This is a genomic window from Pseudoalteromonas sp. SG44-8 (assembly GCF_014164125.1).
Taxonomy (GTDB): Bacteria; Pseudomonadota; Gammaproteobacteria; order Enterobacterales; family Alteromonadaceae; genus Pseudoalteromonas; species Pseudoalteromonas rhizosphaerae.
In genome coordinates, this window is record NZ_JACJEQ010000002.1 from 57497 (window position 1) to 76425 (window position 18929).

The following is an 18929-nucleotide window of genomic DNA, read 5'->3' on the forward strand; positions in this document are numbered from 1 at the left end:
CAGTTACCTGCTGCAAATAATTTTGAGACCAACACCTGTTTAACTCGTTCAATCACTGATTGGTTAGATAAACGGGATAATAATCGCGGTATGAACAAATATACGTCAATAAAAAACCCACCAATATAGTGGGCTTATGCATAGTAAAACTATCGTATGTTAAACAACACCTTGCTCAATCATAGCATCTGCTACACGACGAAAAGCAGCAATATTAGCACCTAACACTAAATTACCAGGTTGATCAAATTCAGCGGCTGTATTACTTGCAGTATCAAAGATATTTTTCATTATTTGTTGCAGCTTAGTATCGACCTCTTCGAACGTCCACATTTGCATACTGGCATTTTGCGCCATTTCTAATTGGCTCGTCGCAACACCACCCGCATTAGCTGCTTTGCCAGGGCCATAGGCTATTTTAGCAGCAAGCAACACATCGACCGCTTCTTTAGTACTTGGCATATTTGCGCCTTCACAAACTAATATACAGCCATTGCTTATTAACGTTCGCGCATCAGCTTCAGTTAACTCATTTTGCGTCGCACAGGGAAAAGCAGCATCAGCAACAAAACGCCATACCGCATGTCCATCACTTGGGTAATCTGCACAAGCAATATACTTCGCATCGCTGTGGGTTTCTAAATAGACAGCTAAACTTTCACGCGCACCTTCTTTAAGCTTTTTAACAAGTGCAACATCAATACCTGATTCATGATACAGCGTACCGCTTGAATCACTGCAAGTGATAGGTGTTGCCTCTAATTGATAAAGTTTTTCCATCGCGTAAATTGCCACGTTCCCGGCACCAGAAACTAAACAGCGCTTACCTTTAAGTGAGTCATCATTGTCTTGCAACATGTAATTGGCAAAATAAACAGCGCCATATCCTGTCGCTTCTTTTCGAGCCAATGATCCACCCCACAATAAACTTTTGCCGGTAAACGCACCGTCGTAACGTCCGGTCAACCGTTTATATTGACCAAACATATAGCCTATTTCGCGTGCCCCAACGCCAATATCACCCGCAGGCACATCGGTGGTTGGGCCGATATGACGATACAACTCGTTGATAAATGATTGGCAAAAACGCATTATTTCGCTGTCAGAGCGGCCCTTAGGATCAAAGTTTGCGCCGCCTTTACCACCACCAATCGGTAAGCCAGTTAACGCATTTTTAAAAATTTGCTCAAACCCTAAAAATTTTATGATGCTGGCATTTACACTTGGATGGAAACGTAAACCACCTTTGTATGGACCTAAGCTTGAGTTAAATTCAATTCGATAGCCTTTATTGACATGAATGTTACCGTCATCATCAACCCAAGGGACTCTAAACATAATTTGACGTTCAGGTTCAACTAGACGTTGAATAATCGCATTCTTTTGATAGTCGGCTGAGTTTTCAAGAATAGATTCAAGTGATTCAAGCACTTCTTCAACGGCTTGATAAAATTCGCATTGTGCTGGGCTAGTTTGTTTTAAATGTGCAATGGTATCATGGATATAATTCATAATTATTCTTCCGTGTTAAAAGTTATGCTTGTCTCAGATGTTAAAATAGACGTGATCAAGTTTATGGGTCATCTAGTTAAGAGCCTTAAAAATTGTAATATTTTTAACACTGTAACATGATAAACCTATATATTTAACGTTCGATAACGTGAATTATTTTTGAGTTGATACGCAAGAGCAACAATTAACGCTCATTAAAAAAGAATATAAATTTATGAAATATGAATAAATAAAGATTTAAATACTAACGCAGAGAGCAGCTTAAAACACCGATGCTTAAAGTGGGGTTAAAAATCATATCCGTACGATATAAATACGGATATGAACACGTAAATTATTCGCCGCTTGCCTCTGGACGAAGTTGTAGCTGTAAACCAGTTAAAAAGTTACGTAATATTTGGTCATTACATACACGATAATGCTTGTTATCGGCTTTACGAGAAAATGCACTTAACTCATGCTTACTCAAACTAAAATCAATTAAGGCAAGGACATCGATCACGTCTTCCGTTTTCATATTTAATGCGATACGTAATTTCATTAAAATAATATTATTATTTAATTTACTTTCTGGCGCTGGTTGCTCACCGTCGCGCTTACCGCGCTTTGTATTAATAAAACCATTTAGAAAAATGGCAAACTCAGTATCACTTGGATCTACGTAACCCTCTTCCCCTTCTCTGGTTAGCCAACCAATCACTTGTTGTTGAGTCACGTCATGATCTGCTGCAGCAAAAATTTCAATCATGGTAGTATCAGCTAAATTAAAGGTATAGCGAAGGCGGCGTAAAATATCATTATTAGTCAAAGTAAATTCCAGAGTAAGATAAGACAACCAAGCAGGTATTGCTGGCTTATGAGTAGCCATACAGTTTAGCAGAGTTAACAAGGCCACCCTATTGATTTTTTGTTTTGCTCAACATCCCCATTATGAAGGAACGGCATGATTGATTTAACGCCATTTACTACCGATGCATACCTAGTAGCAACAATCCAAAGTAAGCAAGACACGCTAAAGATTTTTGAAAATGCTGATTATCGTTGGCTTACACTCGGGGATGAGCCAACTTTACAAGGTGTAATGGAAAAGTCACAACCGCAGCAAGTATGTAATCCGGTAAATCAAGCTATGCTGCTATTTTTGCTTTGTAGCGAGCCCTCCTCACAGATATTAAATTTAGGTTTAGGCAGCGGTTGTTTTGAACGAGCAGTGACTAATAAAGCCGGATTTGAATTAACGACTGTCGAAATTAATCCGAATGTAATTAAAGCAGCTAAGCAGTATTTTTTCCTCAATGACAACAATCATATTGTAGCGCAATGCGCTGAACAATTTATTGCTCAAAGTAGCCGCAAATTTGATGTGATTTTAATTGATGTTTTTAGTGGTAAATCGCAGCCAGCATTTTTACAAAAACAGGCATTTTTGTGCGACTGTCATGCTCGACTTAGCACATACGGTAAGATCTGCATCAACTTTACTGCAAAAAATAAACAACAATTAATCGCTCTACTAACGACACTTCGAAGTCTATTCAGTCATATTGTGGTGATTGAATTTAACCAATATAAAAATATTGTGCTGATCGCCAGTGAGCAACGCCTTGATGCTATTAATATTGAACAGATAAAACTGCACAACGATTTTAGCTCGCCTGATTTAGCTGCTGAAATTAAACAATTATTTTATATACCTAAGCTTGATTAAAATTGCGAGCCTGGTTGAGCTAAAAACGCAACTTCCTCGGCGCTCGACTGACGCCCTAAAATAGTATTTCGGTGTGGGTAGCGACCAAACTGATCGATAATATTTTTATGGGCAAGTTCATAATCTTCATTACTCAAACCTTTAAATAATACCATCGCCTGTTGGTGTATAAAGCTCGATTCGCTGTGCATAAACGGCATATAAAAAAACACCCGCTGCTCAACAGGTAATAATTGATCAAAGCCTTTTTCGATTGCCAACTGTGCCAATGTTAACGCTTGCGGATCTTGACTAAACGCGTGAGGGGTATCCCGGTAAATATTACGAGAAAACTGATCAAGCACAATCACTTCAGCTAATGCACCTAAGGCAGTCACTCGCCAAGACGCATACTCGCCTTTTGTAATAGCTATCAACAGATCACTAAATGTATCTCGTATCTTAATATCTGTAGCATCAGATTTTTTATACCAACCAGATGGACCAAGTTCATCAAACCAATAATCAATTACTACTTGATAACTAAACATAAATTTCCCTTAGTTGCCTAATACCTTGGCTGGATCCACTCTTGTTGCCTGCCATGCAGGGTAAATAGTGGCTAATACTGCCAACACAAAAGTTACAATAACAGTGATCACAATATCTTGCCATACCAGCTTACTGGGTAAAAACTCAATAAAATACACCCCTTCCAGCGGGTTTGAGCCTAACAACTGACTCAGTAGGGTAAAAAGCTCACTGATGTTCAGCGCCAGTATCACACCTATAAATGAGCCCAGTACCACGCCAATAAATGCTTGGCTAAGTCCTTGTAAAATAAAGGTCGCTAATATCGTACTGTCTTTAGCGCCCATGGTTTTTAATATCGCTATGTTGGCCTGTTTTTCACGTACTTCCATCACTAATGACGAAACAATATTAAAACTTGCCACCGCAATGATTAAAAAAACCACAATATAAACAATGGTTCTGACCATTTGTATATCTTGGTATAAGCTACCTTGGGTTCTAAACCAGCTAGAGATATAAACATAATCATCAATTGTTTGGCCAACCCGTAGCGCAATTTGGTGCGCTTGAAAAACATCGGTTACTGCTAAGCGAAGCCCTGTTACTTGCAGTGGTTCATAACCAAGTACTGATTGCGCCTTACTGAGATGGATGAAGGCAGCAGAACTATCAATAGGGCCACCCATTTCAATAATACCCGCAAGGGTTAAAGTGACCCTTTTGGGTGCTAAAATCTCAGTACTTATCTCGTTAACTTGCGGGATCAATAAGGTAATTAACTCCCCTTGCTTAACACCTAATTGTTTAACAATTTGTTGGCCTAAAATAATTTCGTCTTCGCTTATTTGGCTGACCAACTTGCCATGGGTAAACTGATTAACCGCCGATACGTCACTTTCTAGAGCAGGATCAACCCCTCGCACTTCAACCGCTTTTAGTTCACTTTTGTATTGCGCCATACCATTGACACTAATAAAAGGTGCTGCACCGGTTACGCCACGTTGCTCTGAGAGCTTTTGAACTTTATCCGGCCAGTTATCAATTGGACGATTAGGCGCAACATATTCAACTTGTGGCACAACGCTTAATAAGCGATGTACTAGTTGTTGTTCAAAGCCATTGATCACCGACAAAGCAACAATTAACACTGCAACGCCGAGTAAAATACCAATGGTTGACGCTTTGGCAATAAAACTAACAAAGCCATTTTTTTCATCGCTGCTGCCGGAGCTTGCTCTAAAACGTTTACTTAAATAGGCACTAAGCAACATGGCTGGCCTCTTTAATTGCCAATTTCCCATCATCAAGGTAAGCAATTTTACCCAGCTTATCGGCTAATTCTAAGTCGTGCGTCACCACTACAAAACTGGTATTCAAACTGCTATTAAGCTCTTTGATCAAATCGTAAATTTTAATCGCATTTTGTTTGTCTAAGTTACCTGTTGGCTCATCGGCCAATACTAAATCAGGTTCGCTCACCAATGCCCGCGCAATTGCCACACGTTGACGCTCTCCACCAGAGAGCATTGATGGTTTATGGCTACTACGGTGCGATAGCCCTACTTTATCGAGCATTACGAGGGCTTTAGCATTGGCTTTTTTAGCGCTGAGACCTTTGATCAAAAGCGGCATCGCAACATTTTCTAACGCGTTAAACTCCATTAATAAATGATGGAACTGATAAATAAACCCTAAATGCTCATTACGAAATTTTGCTTGCTCAGCACGTGATAGCTTAGCAACTTGTTGACCTTTAATTTTTGCCACACCGGCACTTTGTGAATCCAAAGTCCCCAAAATGTGCAGTAAAGTACTTTTACCAGAACCAGAGCTGCCAACGATAGCCAGCATCTCACCTTGTTGTAAGGTTAAATCAACCCCTTTTAAAACCTCAACGTGATTTTCACCATCTTGATACACTTTACTTAACTGTTCACATTGGATAACTAAATCATTCATAGCGCAATACCTCTGCTGGGCTAACATTGGCAGCTTTACGCGCCGGATATAAAGTGGCTAAAAAGCTCATGGTAATACTGCCTACGGCAATCAGCGATAAGCTCATTACGTCAAATTTTACTGGTAAGGCAATCCCTGTTAACAAGTTTAAACCTATGCCTGCCAGCACTTCGTTGATATAAGCACTGAGTAATAAGCCAAGGGCTGCACCGATACTGGTGCCAATCAAACCATTGTACAAACCTTGGATCATAAATACTTGCTGCACTTGAGCCGGCGTTAAGCCAAGCGTTTGTAAAATAGCCACTTCACTTTGTTTTTCGCTCACCATCATGGTCAACGCAGAGACAATATTAAATACCGCAACTAATACAATCAGCGCCAGCAGCATCGACATAATGCGTTTTTCCATTGCGACTGCTGCAAACAAAGTACCTTGTGACTGGCGCCAATCGGTGACTGTATGTTGACTTAAAATTGCACTAGCTGAAGCGCTAAAGGCATCTAGTTGAAAAGGATCGTTCAGTGAAATACTCAAATTAGGAGCACTAGTTTGAGGCAACTTTAATACCCGTTGTAGCGATTCGCCACTAGTAAAAGCAAGTCCCATATCAATTTCAGAACCTGTTTCATAAATGGCAGCAACGGTGAACAAACGTTGGCTTGGTACGCGACCTAAAGGTGTATAGGTTGACGCATTAGGCATGATCACACGCACTTTATCACCTAAACCAATTCCCAGTTTACGTGTTAAATAACGACTAACCGCAATGTGATAGCGCGATGTCATGACTGTTTGCCAATTACCTTGAATAACTTTATCGCTGATTTTATAAAGCGATGCGTTATCGTCGTACAAACCTTGCAATAGCACGCCATGTAAATCGCGATTGGTTTGTAAAATGGCTTCACCATGGCGATACAAACTCGCTCTTTTCACAAATTTGGACGCAACAATGGTATCTTGCAGCTGGATCATTTGTGCTTGAGTTTGTCCATCAGACGCAATTTCAACATGAGGAATGAGGCCCAACATATTGGTTTTAAGGTTATTTTCAAAACCATTCATCACTGAGCTGACAGTAAATAATGCCATTAAACCAATGGCGATACCGGCAATGGAGAAAAACGAAATAAAAGAGATAAATGCGTTCCCTTTCGAGGAGCGACTGTATCTCAGCCCGATAAACAGGCTAACAGGTTGAAACATAATTATTTATGGTCACATTTAATGCCAATTCAGCGCTCATACTAGCATAAATAAAGCGCCATTGGGTATGCGCAAAAGTGTAAAAATTCATGACAAATCAACTGCTGTATCAAAATTAAGCCGCTTTATTTAAACTTTTAGTTTAGAGATTTAATAAGGTGATCGAGTAATGCTCTGACATTGGTCGCAACAAATTGTCGCGGAGGATACACTCCCCATACACCTTCTGGTTTTGGCTGATTATTGGTTAAAATAGGCACTAAATCACCCGTGGCTAAATCACTCTCAATGTAGTAGTTTGGCACTTGTATGATGCCAAGACCCTTTTTAGCTGCATCAGCTAACGCCCAGCCACTATTACACTGTAACCGCCCCGCAATTTTGATATGTTTATCATGCCCTTGCTCGCACACCCGCCAATAACTGCTGTTACCGACTAAGCATTGATGGTGCTGTAATTCAGCTAATGTGTGAGGTTCGCCAAAACGGGCTAAATAGGCTTTTGAGCAACAAATTACAAAATGACGTGCACTTAAGCGTCGTGCTTTTAAGCTAGAGTCTTTTAAATGACCAAGGCGAATAGCTAAGTCAAAGCCGCCCTCAAGTAAATTTTCTTGTTCATTGCTCAGCGCCATCACCACTTCTACATCAGGGTGCAGTTGCATAAAAGTATGCACTGCTGGCATCACGAAGCTTTCGCCATACATAACCGGAGCTGTGAGTTTAATTTTACCTTTAGGAGCATTTTGCTGTTGTGCTAATAACGCGGTGGCGTCGTCCATTGCATGCTGTAAATGTTTTGTTTGATGTAAAAAGACTTCGCCTTCTTTAGTCAGTACAACTTTACGGGTAGTACGCGTTAATAATTGGGTATTTAAGCGCTGCTCTAATTGCGTTACATGGCGGCTTATGTGCGCAACGGATACCCCTAATGCGGTTGCAGCGCGGGTAAAGCTGCCTTCTTCACCGACTGCGATAAATTCGTCTATGCCTAACCAACGACTCATTATTACCATACTGTAAAAGTGTTTTATTAAAATGAAGATTAACATTATTTGAGAAACAAATAAAATAGCGTTATTGTTTTCAAGTCATCTTCGTATTTAACCAGCAAGAGAGTTACTATGTCTGAATTTATAAAATCAAAAGCCGCAATTGCTTGGGGTCCAAATCAACCACTATCTGTAGAAGAAGTGGATGTAATGATGCCTAAAAAAGGCGAAGTAATGGTAAAAATTACTGCTACGGGCGTATGTCACACCGATGCATTTACATTATCAGGTGCCGATCCTGAAGGGATTTTCCCAGCCATTTTAGGGCATGAAGGCGCTGGTATTGTTTATGCTATCGGCGAAGGCGTAACCAGTGTTGCTGTAGGCGATCATGTTATTCCTTTATATACTGCAGAATGCGGTGTATGTAAAATGTGTACTTCAGGCAAAACAAACTTGTGTTCCGCTGTACGTGAAACGCAAGGTAAAGGCTTAATGCCAGACGGCACGACTCGCTTTTTCAAAGATGGCCAACCAATTTATCACTACATGGGCACATCAACCTTTTCTGAATATACGGTACTGCCAGAGATCTCACTGGCTAAAGTAAACAAAGCAGCATCACTTGAAGAAATTTGCTTACTAGGCTGTGGTGTTACAACTGGTATGGGCGCGGTCACAAACACTGCAAAAGTTCAAGCAGGCGATACCGTTGCTATCTTTGGTTTAGGTGGTATTGGTTTATCAGCAATTATCGGCGCGAAAATGGCTGGTGCCTCGCGTATTATCGGTATTGATATCAACACATCTAAGTTTGATCTAGCCACTAAATTAGGTGCCACAGACTTGATCAATCCAAAAGATTTCGATAAGCCTATTCAAGAAGTTATTGTCGAGATGACCGATGGTGGCGTTGATTTCTCATTTGAGTGTATAGGCAATGTTGATGTCATGCGCTCAGCCCTTGAATGTTGTCATAAAGGTTGGGGGGAATCGGTGATCATTGGTGTTGCTGGTGCAGGACAAGAAATTTCAACTCGCCCATTCCAGCTAGTCACTGGCCGCGTCTGGCGTGGTAGCGCATTTGGTGGGGTTAAAGGTCGTTCACAACTACCTGAGATTGTTGAACGTTACATGGCTGGCGAATTTGCATTAAATGACTTTATCACTCATACCATGGGTCTTGAAGACATAAACGACGCGTTTGATTTAATGCATGAAGGCAAAAGTATTCGTACTGTGATCCACTACTAATATTAAAAATACAGATACCACATAGGGTGTAAGCTATGTGGTATTTTAGCGAGGAATCCATGTTAGATAATTTAAGCGCCACAAAAGTTAGCGGTGGCTGGCACAAGCAATACAGCCATACATCTACAAGCACCCATTGCCCAATGCGGTTTGCTATTTTCTTGCCACCCGGTGCCAGCCAAACTAATAAAGTACCGGTGCTGTATTGGTTATCAGGCTTAACCTGTACGGATGAAAATTTTATGCAAAAAGCAGGTGCATTTAAAAAAGCGGCAGCGCTTGGTATTGCTATCGTTGCACCTGATACCAGTCCTCGTGGCGACACTGTGCCAGACCAAGACAGTTATGATTTTGGCCAAGGCGCAGGGTTTTATTTAAACGCCACCCAAGCCCCCTATAACACGCACTATAATATGTATGATTATGTGGTAAATGAATTGCCTTCGCTAATTGAACAGCACTTTCCCGTGACTGATAAAAAAGCGATTAGCGGGCATTCTATGGGGGGGCACGGTGCGTTGATGATTGCATTGCGCAATCCAAAAAGTTACACCAGTGTTTCTGCTTTTAGCCCAATCACTAACCCTATTGACTGTCCTTGGGGGCAAAAAGCGTTTAGTCAGTACTTAGGAGATGATCAATCACAATGGGCCAATTACGATAGCTGTGAACTAATGAAAAAGGCACACAGTAACGAATTTTTACCAATGCGTATTGACCAAGGTGATGCCGATAATTTTTTAGTCGAGCAACTAAAACCAGACAACCTAACTGCAGTAGCAAAGCAAGTTAATTACCCGCTAACGTTGAATATGCACGCAGGCTACGATCATAGTTACTTTTTTATCAGCAGCTTTATCGACGAACACTTATCATTTCATCAAGTGTATCTTCAGCGTTAATTGTATCCTCTACTGTGAGGTTGTCAGTCGTTACTTCCTCACATTGTTGTATTGATTTAGTTATTCTTTTGCATACCAGAGTAGGCTCTGAGCTTTCTTGCACTAACCCCACTAAAAAACGATCTACTTCGATGCCTAAGTCCGCAAATGACAAAGTCTGTTCATGACTAAAGTAAGTATTATCTTGAGGCGATACATGTGCGGGGGCCTGCGCTAAATCAGCATCATAATTTGTATCCGCTTTTGAATAAATAACTCCATCAACTAATACACCCGCTACAGTGCACGCGGTTAGTAATTGGCTGACAAGTAAAACGCTAATAAAGTGCTTGAACATAAATTTAATCCTTTATATCCCATTGCTTAAATGCGTGAGTTATTATTTAACTACCTCGAATGAGCCAGTTTTTAATAGCATTAGTATTGCTTAGTGGTTGTATCTGGAATACCCACTATAAACGAACAAGTATAAAACACTGTAAGTGAATGACAATAAAGTAATTAAAAGTTTAAACTAGCTCGATCATAGCAACAGTAATAGGTTTAACTACTCTTGTAACTCCTTCATAAACTCTTTTACAAATCCTATAAGCTGCAAAATAAAAATAAACAAAAAAGGCACTGCACCAATAATTGCAATACTACGGTTAAGTAATTCATTATTTTGTAATAACAATACCCAGCTACTTAGAGCTAAAGTAAAAGACCACACATACAAACTAAATCGATGACTGCTTTTTGTCCCCGCTAAATTACGGATCACTAAAATTGCAGAATCTGCCGAAGTAGCAACAAAAATCAGTAATAATAATAAGCTCGACCAAATAAGCACACCTCCTTGCCAACCTAACTGCTTAAAAAATACAAATAAGCCTTGTGTATAATCAGTTTTAATAGCGGCCATAATGCCACTACTATGGCCGCTATCCCAAGCAATAGCAGATCCCGAAAAAACACTAAACCAAATTAAAGTGACGAAAGTTGGCACAATTACTACGCCAACAATGTATTGCCAAACTGGCCGACCTTGACTTATTTTAGCTAAAAAAACCCCAACAAAAGGTCCCCACGCTAACCACCAAAAATAATAATTATACGTCCAACTATTAGCCCAAGCAGGATCATTTAGTTGACTTGATAATTGCCATGTCCCTGTCACTAATAAGTGGCTATAAAATTTAACGCCACTGATCGCCACATCTATAATCGGTTGTAGTGGTACCATCATGATGAGCCAAATAAGTACTCCAAATGCTAAAAAAACATTAAATTGACTGAGTGTTTGAATACCCTTTTTTAATCCTAAGCGCGCAGATAAGCTAAACAACAGCGCTAATAACATAATAATAATCAAACCAACTAACCAAGGCGAGTTAATGCCAAGCTCAAGCTCAATCCCTTTTCGTAGTAATAATGTTGAATTTGCAATCGTGCCAACTACACCAAAAAAAATAGCTAAAATGGCCACTAACTGGATCACGTATTTACACTTTAGCTGCCCTTCGCGACTTAAAAATGAAGTTGTTACACTCAACACCGGAGCACTTATATCTCCCGCTTTGCCACTGTTATGGCTCAAACCACCTAAGACTAAGCCAAATACTGCGTAGAGTGCCCATGCATGAGCGCCCCAGTTTACTAACGTAATAGCCAATGCAGCACCTTGTCTATCAGGGTAAAGACTTTGCTTTAATGGCGGTTGCAATACGTGCATGGCTGGCTCAGCTACGCCCCAAAAAATTAAACCCGATCCCATTCCTGCAGCAAATAACATTGACAACCAACCAAAAGTTGAAAACTCGACAGATGTATGCTCTCCACCTATTTTACGTTGTCCGAGAGGGCTAATAGCCAGCACAATAACGCTTATCAATAAAAAATTAACTAACAGAAAAAATGGTCCACCCAACACTGATAATGCATTAATGATCAGTGGTTGAATATGCGCGGTGAGCATATCAGGAAATAATAGAGCCCCGCTAACAAATAGCACACACAAGGTGAGCGCTAGTTTTTCAAGATTCGACACTAATTTAGGAATACGAGCTTTAATTACCACATAGATACCTTAAAAATTATACTAATTAAATCGGTTTTATCAGCGCTAACGTTACGACGCTTTAAAGCTACACCAAAGCAACTTTTTAATTTTACATAATTTAGACACAAAAAAACCGGCCGCAGCCGGTTTTCTGATACTTAATACCAATTATATTGATTTACAGAGCTCTTGAACTCGCTTGCATGATCATGCATTTAATAAAACTGAGATCAATAAACTTTACTTTGCAGCCAAAAGCTTCGCTTGCTCTTGTTGGCTTGCCATAAATTCGTTAAAGGTGCCGTGGAAATTAACCACTTCTTTGTCACGAATATCAATAATACGAGTTGCCAATGATGAAACAAACTCACGGTCATGGCTGACAAAAATCAGCGTACCTTCAAAGCCTTTTAATGCATTATTAAGCGCTTCAATGGCTTCCATATCCATGTGGTTTGTCGGTTCGTCCATCACCAAAACATTTACGTCTTGCATCATTAATTTGCCAAACAATAGGCGATTTTTCTCACCACCTGAGCAGTTTTTAGCTTTTTTATTCGCATCATCCGCAGTAAACAATAACCGACCTAACATGCCACGCACCATTAAATCGTTATGCTTGGCTGTACGCCACTGTGACATCCAATCAAACAAGGTTAAATCGTTATCAAAGTCTTTACTACTATCTTGCGGACAATAGCCAATCGATGCATTTTCTGACCATTTTACAACACCGTGATTAGCTTCAAGTTCACCCACTAAACAGCGAATAAAGGTTGATTTACCAACACCGTTTTCACCAATAATCGCAAGTTTTGAACCCGCTTCTAAAATCAGCTCGCCGCCTTCAAACAATACTTCACCGTCAAAACCATGGCCAAAGTCTTCTAAGATCAATGCTTGGCGGTGCATCTTTTTACCTTCATCAAAATACAATGACGGCGCCATTCGGCTTGACGACTTCACTTCATCTAAGCTGATTTTATCCATGCGTTTAGCACGTGAACTCGCTTGTTTTGCTTTTGACGCATTAGCACCAAAGCGGTTAACGAAATCTTGTAACTCTTCAATTTCAGATTGCTTTTTAGCATTACCAGCAAGTAATTGATCACGAATAAGTGTTGATGCTTCAATGTATTTTTCGTAGTTACCTGGGTAAATACGCAGCTCACCGTAATCAATATCAGCCATATGAGTACATACCGCATTAAGAAAATAGCGGTCATGAGAAATAATGATCATGGTACATTTACGCTGGTTAAGTTCGTGCTCTAACCAGCTAATGGTATGAATATCCAAGTTATTGGTTGGCTCATCCAGTAATAAAATATCAGGGTTAGCAAACAAGGCTTGCGCAAGTAAGACGCGCAGCTTCCAGCCTGGGGCTACTTGTGACATTAGACCAAAATGAAATTCTTCTTCAATACCCGCTTTTAATAAAATATCACCCGCGCGGCTTTCTGCACTGTAACCATCCATTTCAGCAAAAACGCTTTCAAGCTCAGCGACTTTCATACCATCTTCTTCACTCATTTCTGGCAGTGAATAAATACGTTCACGTTCTTGCTTTATTTTCCATAATGCAACGTCACCCATGATCACAGTATCAACCACTGAGTATTGCTCAAATGCAAACTGATCTTGGCTTAAGTTACCGACTTTCAGTCCTGGGCCAATTGATACGTTACCTGATGTTGGCACTAATGAGCCATTGAGGATTTTCATGAAGGTTGACTTACCGCATCCATTGGCGCCAATTAAGCCATAACGATTACCGTTACTAAATTTAGCGGAGATATTTTCGAACAAGGGTTCGGCACCAAACTGCATGGTGATATTAGCGGTAGAGATCAAAATGAATTTCCTAAGCAAATACTGACAAGTACACTGTTCGCTGAATAAGGAAAAGTTAATACAGGCAATAAGACGGTATAAAGAGGCCGCGAATTATACAGGCACTAGCTGCACTAGTCGAGCTTAGTCTCAATAATTGACTCACCGAGCACTGGTTTTTATGTGACTTAAATAAATTTTAATGTCATCTACGGTTTCAGCCAATGATTTGTTCGATAGCAACAAAAAAGCGAAGGCAGTGCCTTCGCTTTTTTATCAAACGTCTCGTTTAAGCAAGTTTGTCTGAAGCAACTTTATAAGTTGGATCTTCTATTACATTAACTTCTACTAAGTCGCGCGCTTTATGTAATAACTGTATACAGTCTGGGCTCAAGTGGCGTAAATGCAACTGCTTACCTGCCTTGGTGTATTTATCAGCTAAAGTATCAATTGCTTCAATGGCACTGTGATCTGCCACTCGGCTGTATTTAAATTCGATGATAACGTCTTTAGGGTCATTTTTAACATCAAACAACTCCGCGAACTTTTTCACTGAGCCAAAAAATAATGGGCCGTGTAGTTCGTAGACTTTAGAACCTTCTTCATCAATGTAGTTTGTAGTAAAAATATGTTTAGCATGTTGCCATGCAAATACTAAGGCTGACACAATCACACCCACACATACTGCAATTGCTAAGTCAGTTATCACCGTTACACCCGATACTAATACAATGACAAAAGCATCTGATTTTGGGACGCGTTTCATCATTTTGAAACTCGCCCATTCAAAGGTGCCTAATACCACCATAAACATCACGCCAACCAATGCTGCCAGCGGCACCATTTCAATCAAACTGGCGGCAAAAATAATGAATGCTAGGAGCATTAATGCTGCTGTAATACCAGATAAACGCGAACGACCACCTGAGTTAATGTTGATCATTGATTGACCAATCATCGCGCAGCCCCCCATCGCACCAAAGAAACCACAGGTAACATTTGCAGCGCCTTGACCAATGCATTCTTTATTGCTGTGACCACGGGTTTCTGTGATTTCATCAATCAGGCTAAGGGTTAATAGTGATTCAATTAAACCAATTGCCGCTAAAATAAGTGCATAAGGTAAAATAATTTTCAGTGTTTCAAAGGTAAATGGCACCATTGGAATGTGAAATTGTGGTAAACCACCAGCAATAGTTGCCGCACTGTCACCAGTCATATCTTTTAAGAAATCAAGTACTGTACGCGCTTCTAAATCAAATCCGATAACAATGGCGGTTACAGTAACAATAGCGACTAATGTTGATGGCACAGCTGTAGTCAACTTTGGCAAAAAGTGAATAATAGCCATCGTTAAAGCGACTAATCCTAGCATGATCATCATCGGCGTGCCTGTCATCCACTGCATGCCACCTTGACCATCGGACACCTTAAATTGACCTAGTTGCGCTAAGAAGATGACAATCGCTAAACCATTTACAAACCCAAGCATCACCGGATGCGGAACCATACGAATAAACTTACCGAGCTTAAACACCCCTGCTAGTATTTGCAGTATCCCCATCAGCAATACAGTCGCGAAGAGATACTCAACCCCATGATCTAGCACTAAACTTACCATAACAACGGCAAGTGCACCGGTTGCACCGGAGATCATACCTGGGCGGCCGCCAAAAATAGCGGTGATCAAGCCAACAATAAATGCTGCATATAAACCAACTAAAGGCTCTACATTTGCAACAAACGCAAATGCAACAGCTTCAGGAACGAGCGCTAGGGCAACCGTTATACCTGATAAGATATCGTTTTTAGCAGAGCTCGGCGCCTTGCTTAATAAGTTAAACATTGAATTCCTCTTCGGGGTGTGGGATCAAAAAAGCGCTGAATTCTAACAAATTAAGCTAAGGTTAACAATTGCAGTAAGAGGAACATGCTAACGCCTTTATAGCGCTAGCATGATTAGATACGATTAAAGTGGCAGCGATGTACTGCGTTTGACACAAGTCATAGTGACATTTGAGTGAACTTCTTGAACAAATTCAAGATTCAATAAATTATCACGAACAAACTGTTCATAGCCTTCAATGCCTTTAGAAATGATCCGCAACATAAAGTCCATAGTGCCAGCCATACTGTAACATTCTGTTACTTCATCATAACTTAGGATAAGTCGTTCAAACTCAGCTAAATTTGTACGGCCATGATTTGATAAACGAACATGAGCGTACACTAGCATATCAAAGCCGAGCTTTTTCTCATCCAATAAGGCAACTTTGCCTTTGATGTAACCATCTTGCTCAAGCTTAGCAATACGACGCCAACAAGGTGATTGAGATAAACCGACTTTATCAGCAATATCAGCGGTCGAAAGACTTGCATCTTGCTGTAACAGTGCCAAAATTTGGCGGTCAACATGATTTAGAGACATTTTATTTCTTATTTATTTTACTAAATTGGTTAAATTATACATTGGTTTATAGGTTGAGTCTTGTACTTTTATGCATTTATTATGCGCAACTAACCAAATTTACCACTTGTAAATGGATTCGATATGCGCTCAGTCAGCACTTTAGTGTCAGGTCCATGCCCAGATAGAATTCGCGTTTCATCAGGCAGTGTCAAAATTTGATTTTTAATCGAGTCAAGTAACTGCTGGGCATCCCCTTTAGGGAAGTCTGTACGCCCTACTGAGCCTTTAAAAATAACATCACCCACTATCACTAACTGATGTGTTGCTTCATAAAATACAATATGCCCAGGCGTGTGGCCCGGACAATGACGAATGTCAAATCGCAATTGACCCAATGTAAACGTATCACCATGACTTAACCAATGCTGAGGATGAAAAGGCGCAATTGGTGCAAAGCCAAACATTTGCGCTTGCATAGGTAATGCATCAAACCAAAACAATTCGTCTTTTTGTGGCCCGACAATATCAACAGAAAAATGCTCAGCAAGTACTTTTGCCGCACCGACATGATCAAGATGGCCATGGGTGAGTAAAATACACTGCAAGCTTAACTGATGCTTGGCAAGCTCAGTAATGATTTTATCAGCGTCGCCACCTGGGTCGATAACCGCTGCGTGGCGTGTTTGTTTACAAATAACCACTCGGCAATTTTGTGCAAAAGCGGTCACCGGTACGGTAATTATTTCCATATGTTAATTCTTTATTTGCGGTTTAGTGTCAAATGTCATCAGCACAGGATACTTTAAATAAGCTTGATCATAAAATGGCGTATGCTCATAGAGCCAGTTTAATCGTGCTTGTGCATCTTTAGCAAAAGCGGCATCCTCACGAATTTTTTTATCAAACTCAAGTGCAAGTGCCGGTTTATCTTTGAGCATATGGCGAGCATACGGCGCTAATGCATAGTTTTCCATGTACTCAGTACGTTGAAAAATCGTATTAAACTCACCCCACGCAAAAAATGAATCCGGTGCTTTGGGGTGTAAAAGATGGGCAACTAACTCACCGAAAGGTTGAGCAGTTTCAACTTTAGACCAACCGATCAGAGACTTTTCTGGTACATCGACAAAATCAAAATCTGCGTTTACTCTAAAACGTCCTTCAAACGGTGCTTTATCAAATTCATGCTTTGTTACTACCGCGACTTTTAAATTAGTTACCAGCTCATCACTGCTCACGTTTTCTACTGTAATACCATGTAATTTGAGTTTTTCGACAATGTCTGGATACGCAGGTGGAATATAAAATGTACTTGGTACGGTGATCACGGTTTTTGCGTCCTTCTGCCAGTAAATAGGCAACGCATCATAGTGCTGTTTTTCGCCTAAATACTTTACTTCCATCTGGCCACTCAAGGCGCTTTTACTGCGCGAATATTTGATCCCTGCAAATGCGATAGTGTTTGGCTCTTTTGCATAACTGCGTTCAACAATAAGCTGGCTTGGCACAAAAGCTCGTTCTTTTTCAACCGCTTCGGTTAATTGATGATGATGTTGCGCCAATGCTGAAATAGCCCCATCTAAAAATACATAGGTGCCAAGTACACGTTGTTTATACGGTTTTAATGAATGATTTTCGACAAGAATTGTGGGTAACGATCTTAAATCCCCCCAACCATTCGAATAACGAGGCGTGGCAACCCAGCCCGCTAAGCCTTTTTTAAACTCGCGCTTATCCATTACAAATACCAGCGGCCCAGGTATATGGCCTTGCTCTTGTAATTTTGTGTCGATGATAGGTTTAAAATAATTATTGAGCGCATCTGACACACTTGGCGATTCACTGGCAAATACGGGGTTGTACCCGTAAGTTACATCGTATTGATAATCTGCACCGTCAGTCACATGCACATCGATATATAAATCTGGGTTAAACTGCTTGATCACCTTTAATACACCACGTACTTCCGGCGTATCTAGTTTGGTGAAATCACGATTTAAATTTAAATTATTAGCATTGGTTCTAAAGCCCATTTCAACTGGCCCACGCTGGTTTATGCGATTAAACTGACTACTACGCTCATGGCCATCAACATTTAAAATAGGAATAAATAAGATGTTCACTTGGCTTAAAATATCTCGACGTTTACCGGTTGCAATATCGCGTAGCAACATAAACATCGCATCTTTACCGTCAATTTCGCCGGCATGAATTCCCGCTTGAATAAAAATAGTCGGCTTGGCGTTTTGCATTAACTGCGAAGGTGTAAATGCGCCATCTTCGCTTGCTACCATCATGTTGATCGCACGGCCACTGGCACTATGTGCAATAGTTTGCACTTGGAATTGGGTAGGGTTTGCTGCAACAAGACGATCTACAAAGGCCATAGTTTGCTGATAATTTGGTGACTTTAGCCCTTCGCTTAGTTCGAAATCAGTGGTTAATGGGCCTTTTTGTTGTATCAGTGCCAAACTTTGACCTTGCCATGGCAACAATGGCGGTAAATGGCTATCTAATGTAACACTGGCACTTAACAATAATAAACTGGCGATCATAGGACTCTCAAACGTTGGCCTCTTTAATAGCTTGAAATTA

The 18929-nt window shown here is 40.4% G+C and carries 17 protein-coding genes; 3 read left to right on the forward strand and 14 right to left on the reverse strand.

All coding sequences use genetic code 11. The annotated features are described in order from the left end of the window. Positions 1–159: 159 nt before the first annotated feature. On the reverse strand, positions 160–1512 hold the full coding sequence (gene gdhA, locus H5163_RS02565) for an NADP-specific glutamate dehydrogenase (RefSeq protein WP_182734238.1): 1353 nt from the start codon (positions 1510–1512) through the stop codon (positions 160–162). 334 nt (positions 1513–1846) lie between these two features. Continuing rightward, complete coding sequence (locus H5163_RS02570) at positions 1847–2320, reverse strand: DUF1456 family protein (RefSeq protein ID WP_182734358.1); 474 nt, start codon at positions 2318–2320, stop codon at positions 1847–1849. Between the two features lie 135 nt (positions 2321–2455). Here H5163_RS02570 and H5163_RS02575 point away from each other — a divergent pair, with 135 nt between their 5' ends. Continuing rightward, positions 2456–3220: a spermidine synthase gene (locus H5163_RS02575; protein ID WP_182734240.1), complete on the forward strand. Its 765-nt coding sequence runs from the start codon at positions 2456–2458 to the stop codon at positions 3218–3220. Here the strand turns inward: H5163_RS02575 and H5163_RS02580 are convergent. From H5163_RS02580 to H5163_RS02600, 5 genes are all read right to left on the reverse strand, one after another. Beyond that, complete coding sequence (locus tag H5163_RS02580) at positions 3217–3750, reverse strand: DUF924 family protein (RefSeq protein ID WP_182717426.1); 534 nt, start codon at positions 3748–3750, stop codon at positions 3217–3219. The two genes, H5163_RS02575 and H5163_RS02580, sit on opposite strands and share 4 nt — an antisense overlap. Positions 3751–3759: 9 nt before the next feature. Beyond that, complete coding sequence (locus tag H5163_RS02585) at positions 3760–5004, reverse strand: lipoprotein-releasing ABC transporter permease subunit (protein WP_145233155.1); 1245 nt, start codon at positions 5002–5004, stop codon at positions 3760–3762. After that, positions 4994–5692 (reverse strand): lipoprotein-releasing ABC transporter ATP-binding protein LolD, encoded by a 699-nt coding sequence (lolD, locus tag H5163_RS02590; RefSeq protein ID WP_145233154.1) that lies wholly within the window; start codon positions 5690–5692, stop codon positions 4994–4996. The genes H5163_RS02585 and lolD overlap by 11 nt, the downstream gene beginning before the upstream one ends. Further along, positions 5685–6902 (reverse strand): lipoprotein-releasing ABC transporter permease subunit, encoded by a 1218-nt coding sequence (locus tag H5163_RS02595; protein WP_145233153.1) that lies wholly within the window; start codon positions 6900–6902, stop codon positions 5685–5687. The genes lolD and H5163_RS02595 overlap by 8 nt, the downstream gene beginning before the upstream one ends. 137 nt (positions 6903–7039) lie before the next feature. Next, a complete protein-coding gene (locus tag H5163_RS02600) occupies positions 7040–7909 on the reverse strand; it encodes a LysR family transcriptional regulator (RefSeq protein ID WP_182734242.1) in 870 nt (289 codons plus the stop codon). Between the two features lie 117 nt (positions 7910–8026). Between H5163_RS02600 and H5163_RS02605 the strand changes: the two genes are divergently transcribed. Together H5163_RS02605 and fghA are read left to right on the forward strand one after the other, a co-directional pair. Continuing rightward, positions 8027–9148 (forward strand): S-(hydroxymethyl)glutathione dehydrogenase/class III alcohol dehydrogenase, encoded by a 1122-nt coding sequence (locus tag H5163_RS02605; RefSeq protein WP_182734244.1) that lies wholly within the window; start codon positions 8027–8029, stop codon positions 9146–9148. A 59-nt stretch (positions 9149–9207) separates the two neighbouring features. Continuing rightward, a complete protein-coding gene (gene fghA, locus H5163_RS02610) occupies positions 9208–10050 on the forward strand; it encodes an S-formylglutathione hydrolase (protein ID WP_182730618.1) in 843 nt (280 codons plus the stop codon). On the opposite strand, the gene H5163_RS02615 is transcribed toward fghA, so the two are convergent. From H5163_RS02615 to H5163_RS02645, 7 genes are all read right to left on the reverse strand, one after another. Continuing rightward, positions 10004–10387, reverse strand: coding sequence for a hypothetical protein (locus H5163_RS02615; RefSeq protein ID WP_182734246.1), 384 nt, complete (start codon positions 10385–10387; stop codon positions 10004–10006). The two genes, fghA and H5163_RS02615, sit on opposite strands and share 47 nt — an antisense overlap. A gap of 210 nt (positions 10388–10597) precedes the next feature. After that, complete coding sequence (locus H5163_RS02620; protein WP_257326090.1) at positions 10598–12109, reverse strand: BCCT family transporter; 1512 nt, start codon at positions 12107–12109, stop codon at positions 10598–10600. A gap of 222 nt (positions 12110–12331) precedes the next feature. After that, on the reverse strand, positions 12332–13945 hold the full coding sequence (locus H5163_RS02625; protein ID WP_145233148.1) for an ABC-F family ATPase: 1614 nt from the start codon (positions 13943–13945) through the stop codon (positions 12332–12334). 268 nt (positions 13946–14213) lie between these two features. Further along, positions 14214–15770, reverse strand: coding sequence for a SulP family inorganic anion transporter (locus tag H5163_RS02630; RefSeq protein WP_145233147.1), 1557 nt, complete (start codon positions 15768–15770; stop codon positions 14214–14216). A 123-nt stretch (positions 15771–15893) separates the two neighbouring features. Continuing rightward, a complete protein-coding gene (locus H5163_RS02635; protein ID WP_016707271.1) occupies positions 15894–16352 on the reverse strand; it encodes an Lrp/AsnC family transcriptional regulator in 459 nt (152 codons plus the stop codon). A gap of 89 nt (positions 16353–16441) precedes the next feature. Further along, positions 16442–17083 carry an MBL fold metallo-hydrolase gene (locus H5163_RS02640; protein ID WP_182734248.1) on the reverse strand — a complete coding sequence of 214 codons (642 nt, stop codon included), beginning with the start codon at positions 17081–17083 and terminating at the stop codon, positions 16442–16444. 3 nt (positions 17084–17086) lie between these two features. Continuing rightward, positions 17087–18889 (reverse strand): M14 family metallopeptidase, encoded by a 1803-nt coding sequence (locus H5163_RS02645; RefSeq protein WP_182734250.1) that lies wholly within the window; start codon positions 18887–18889, stop codon positions 17087–17089. Positions 18890–18929 lie beyond the last annotated feature (40 nt).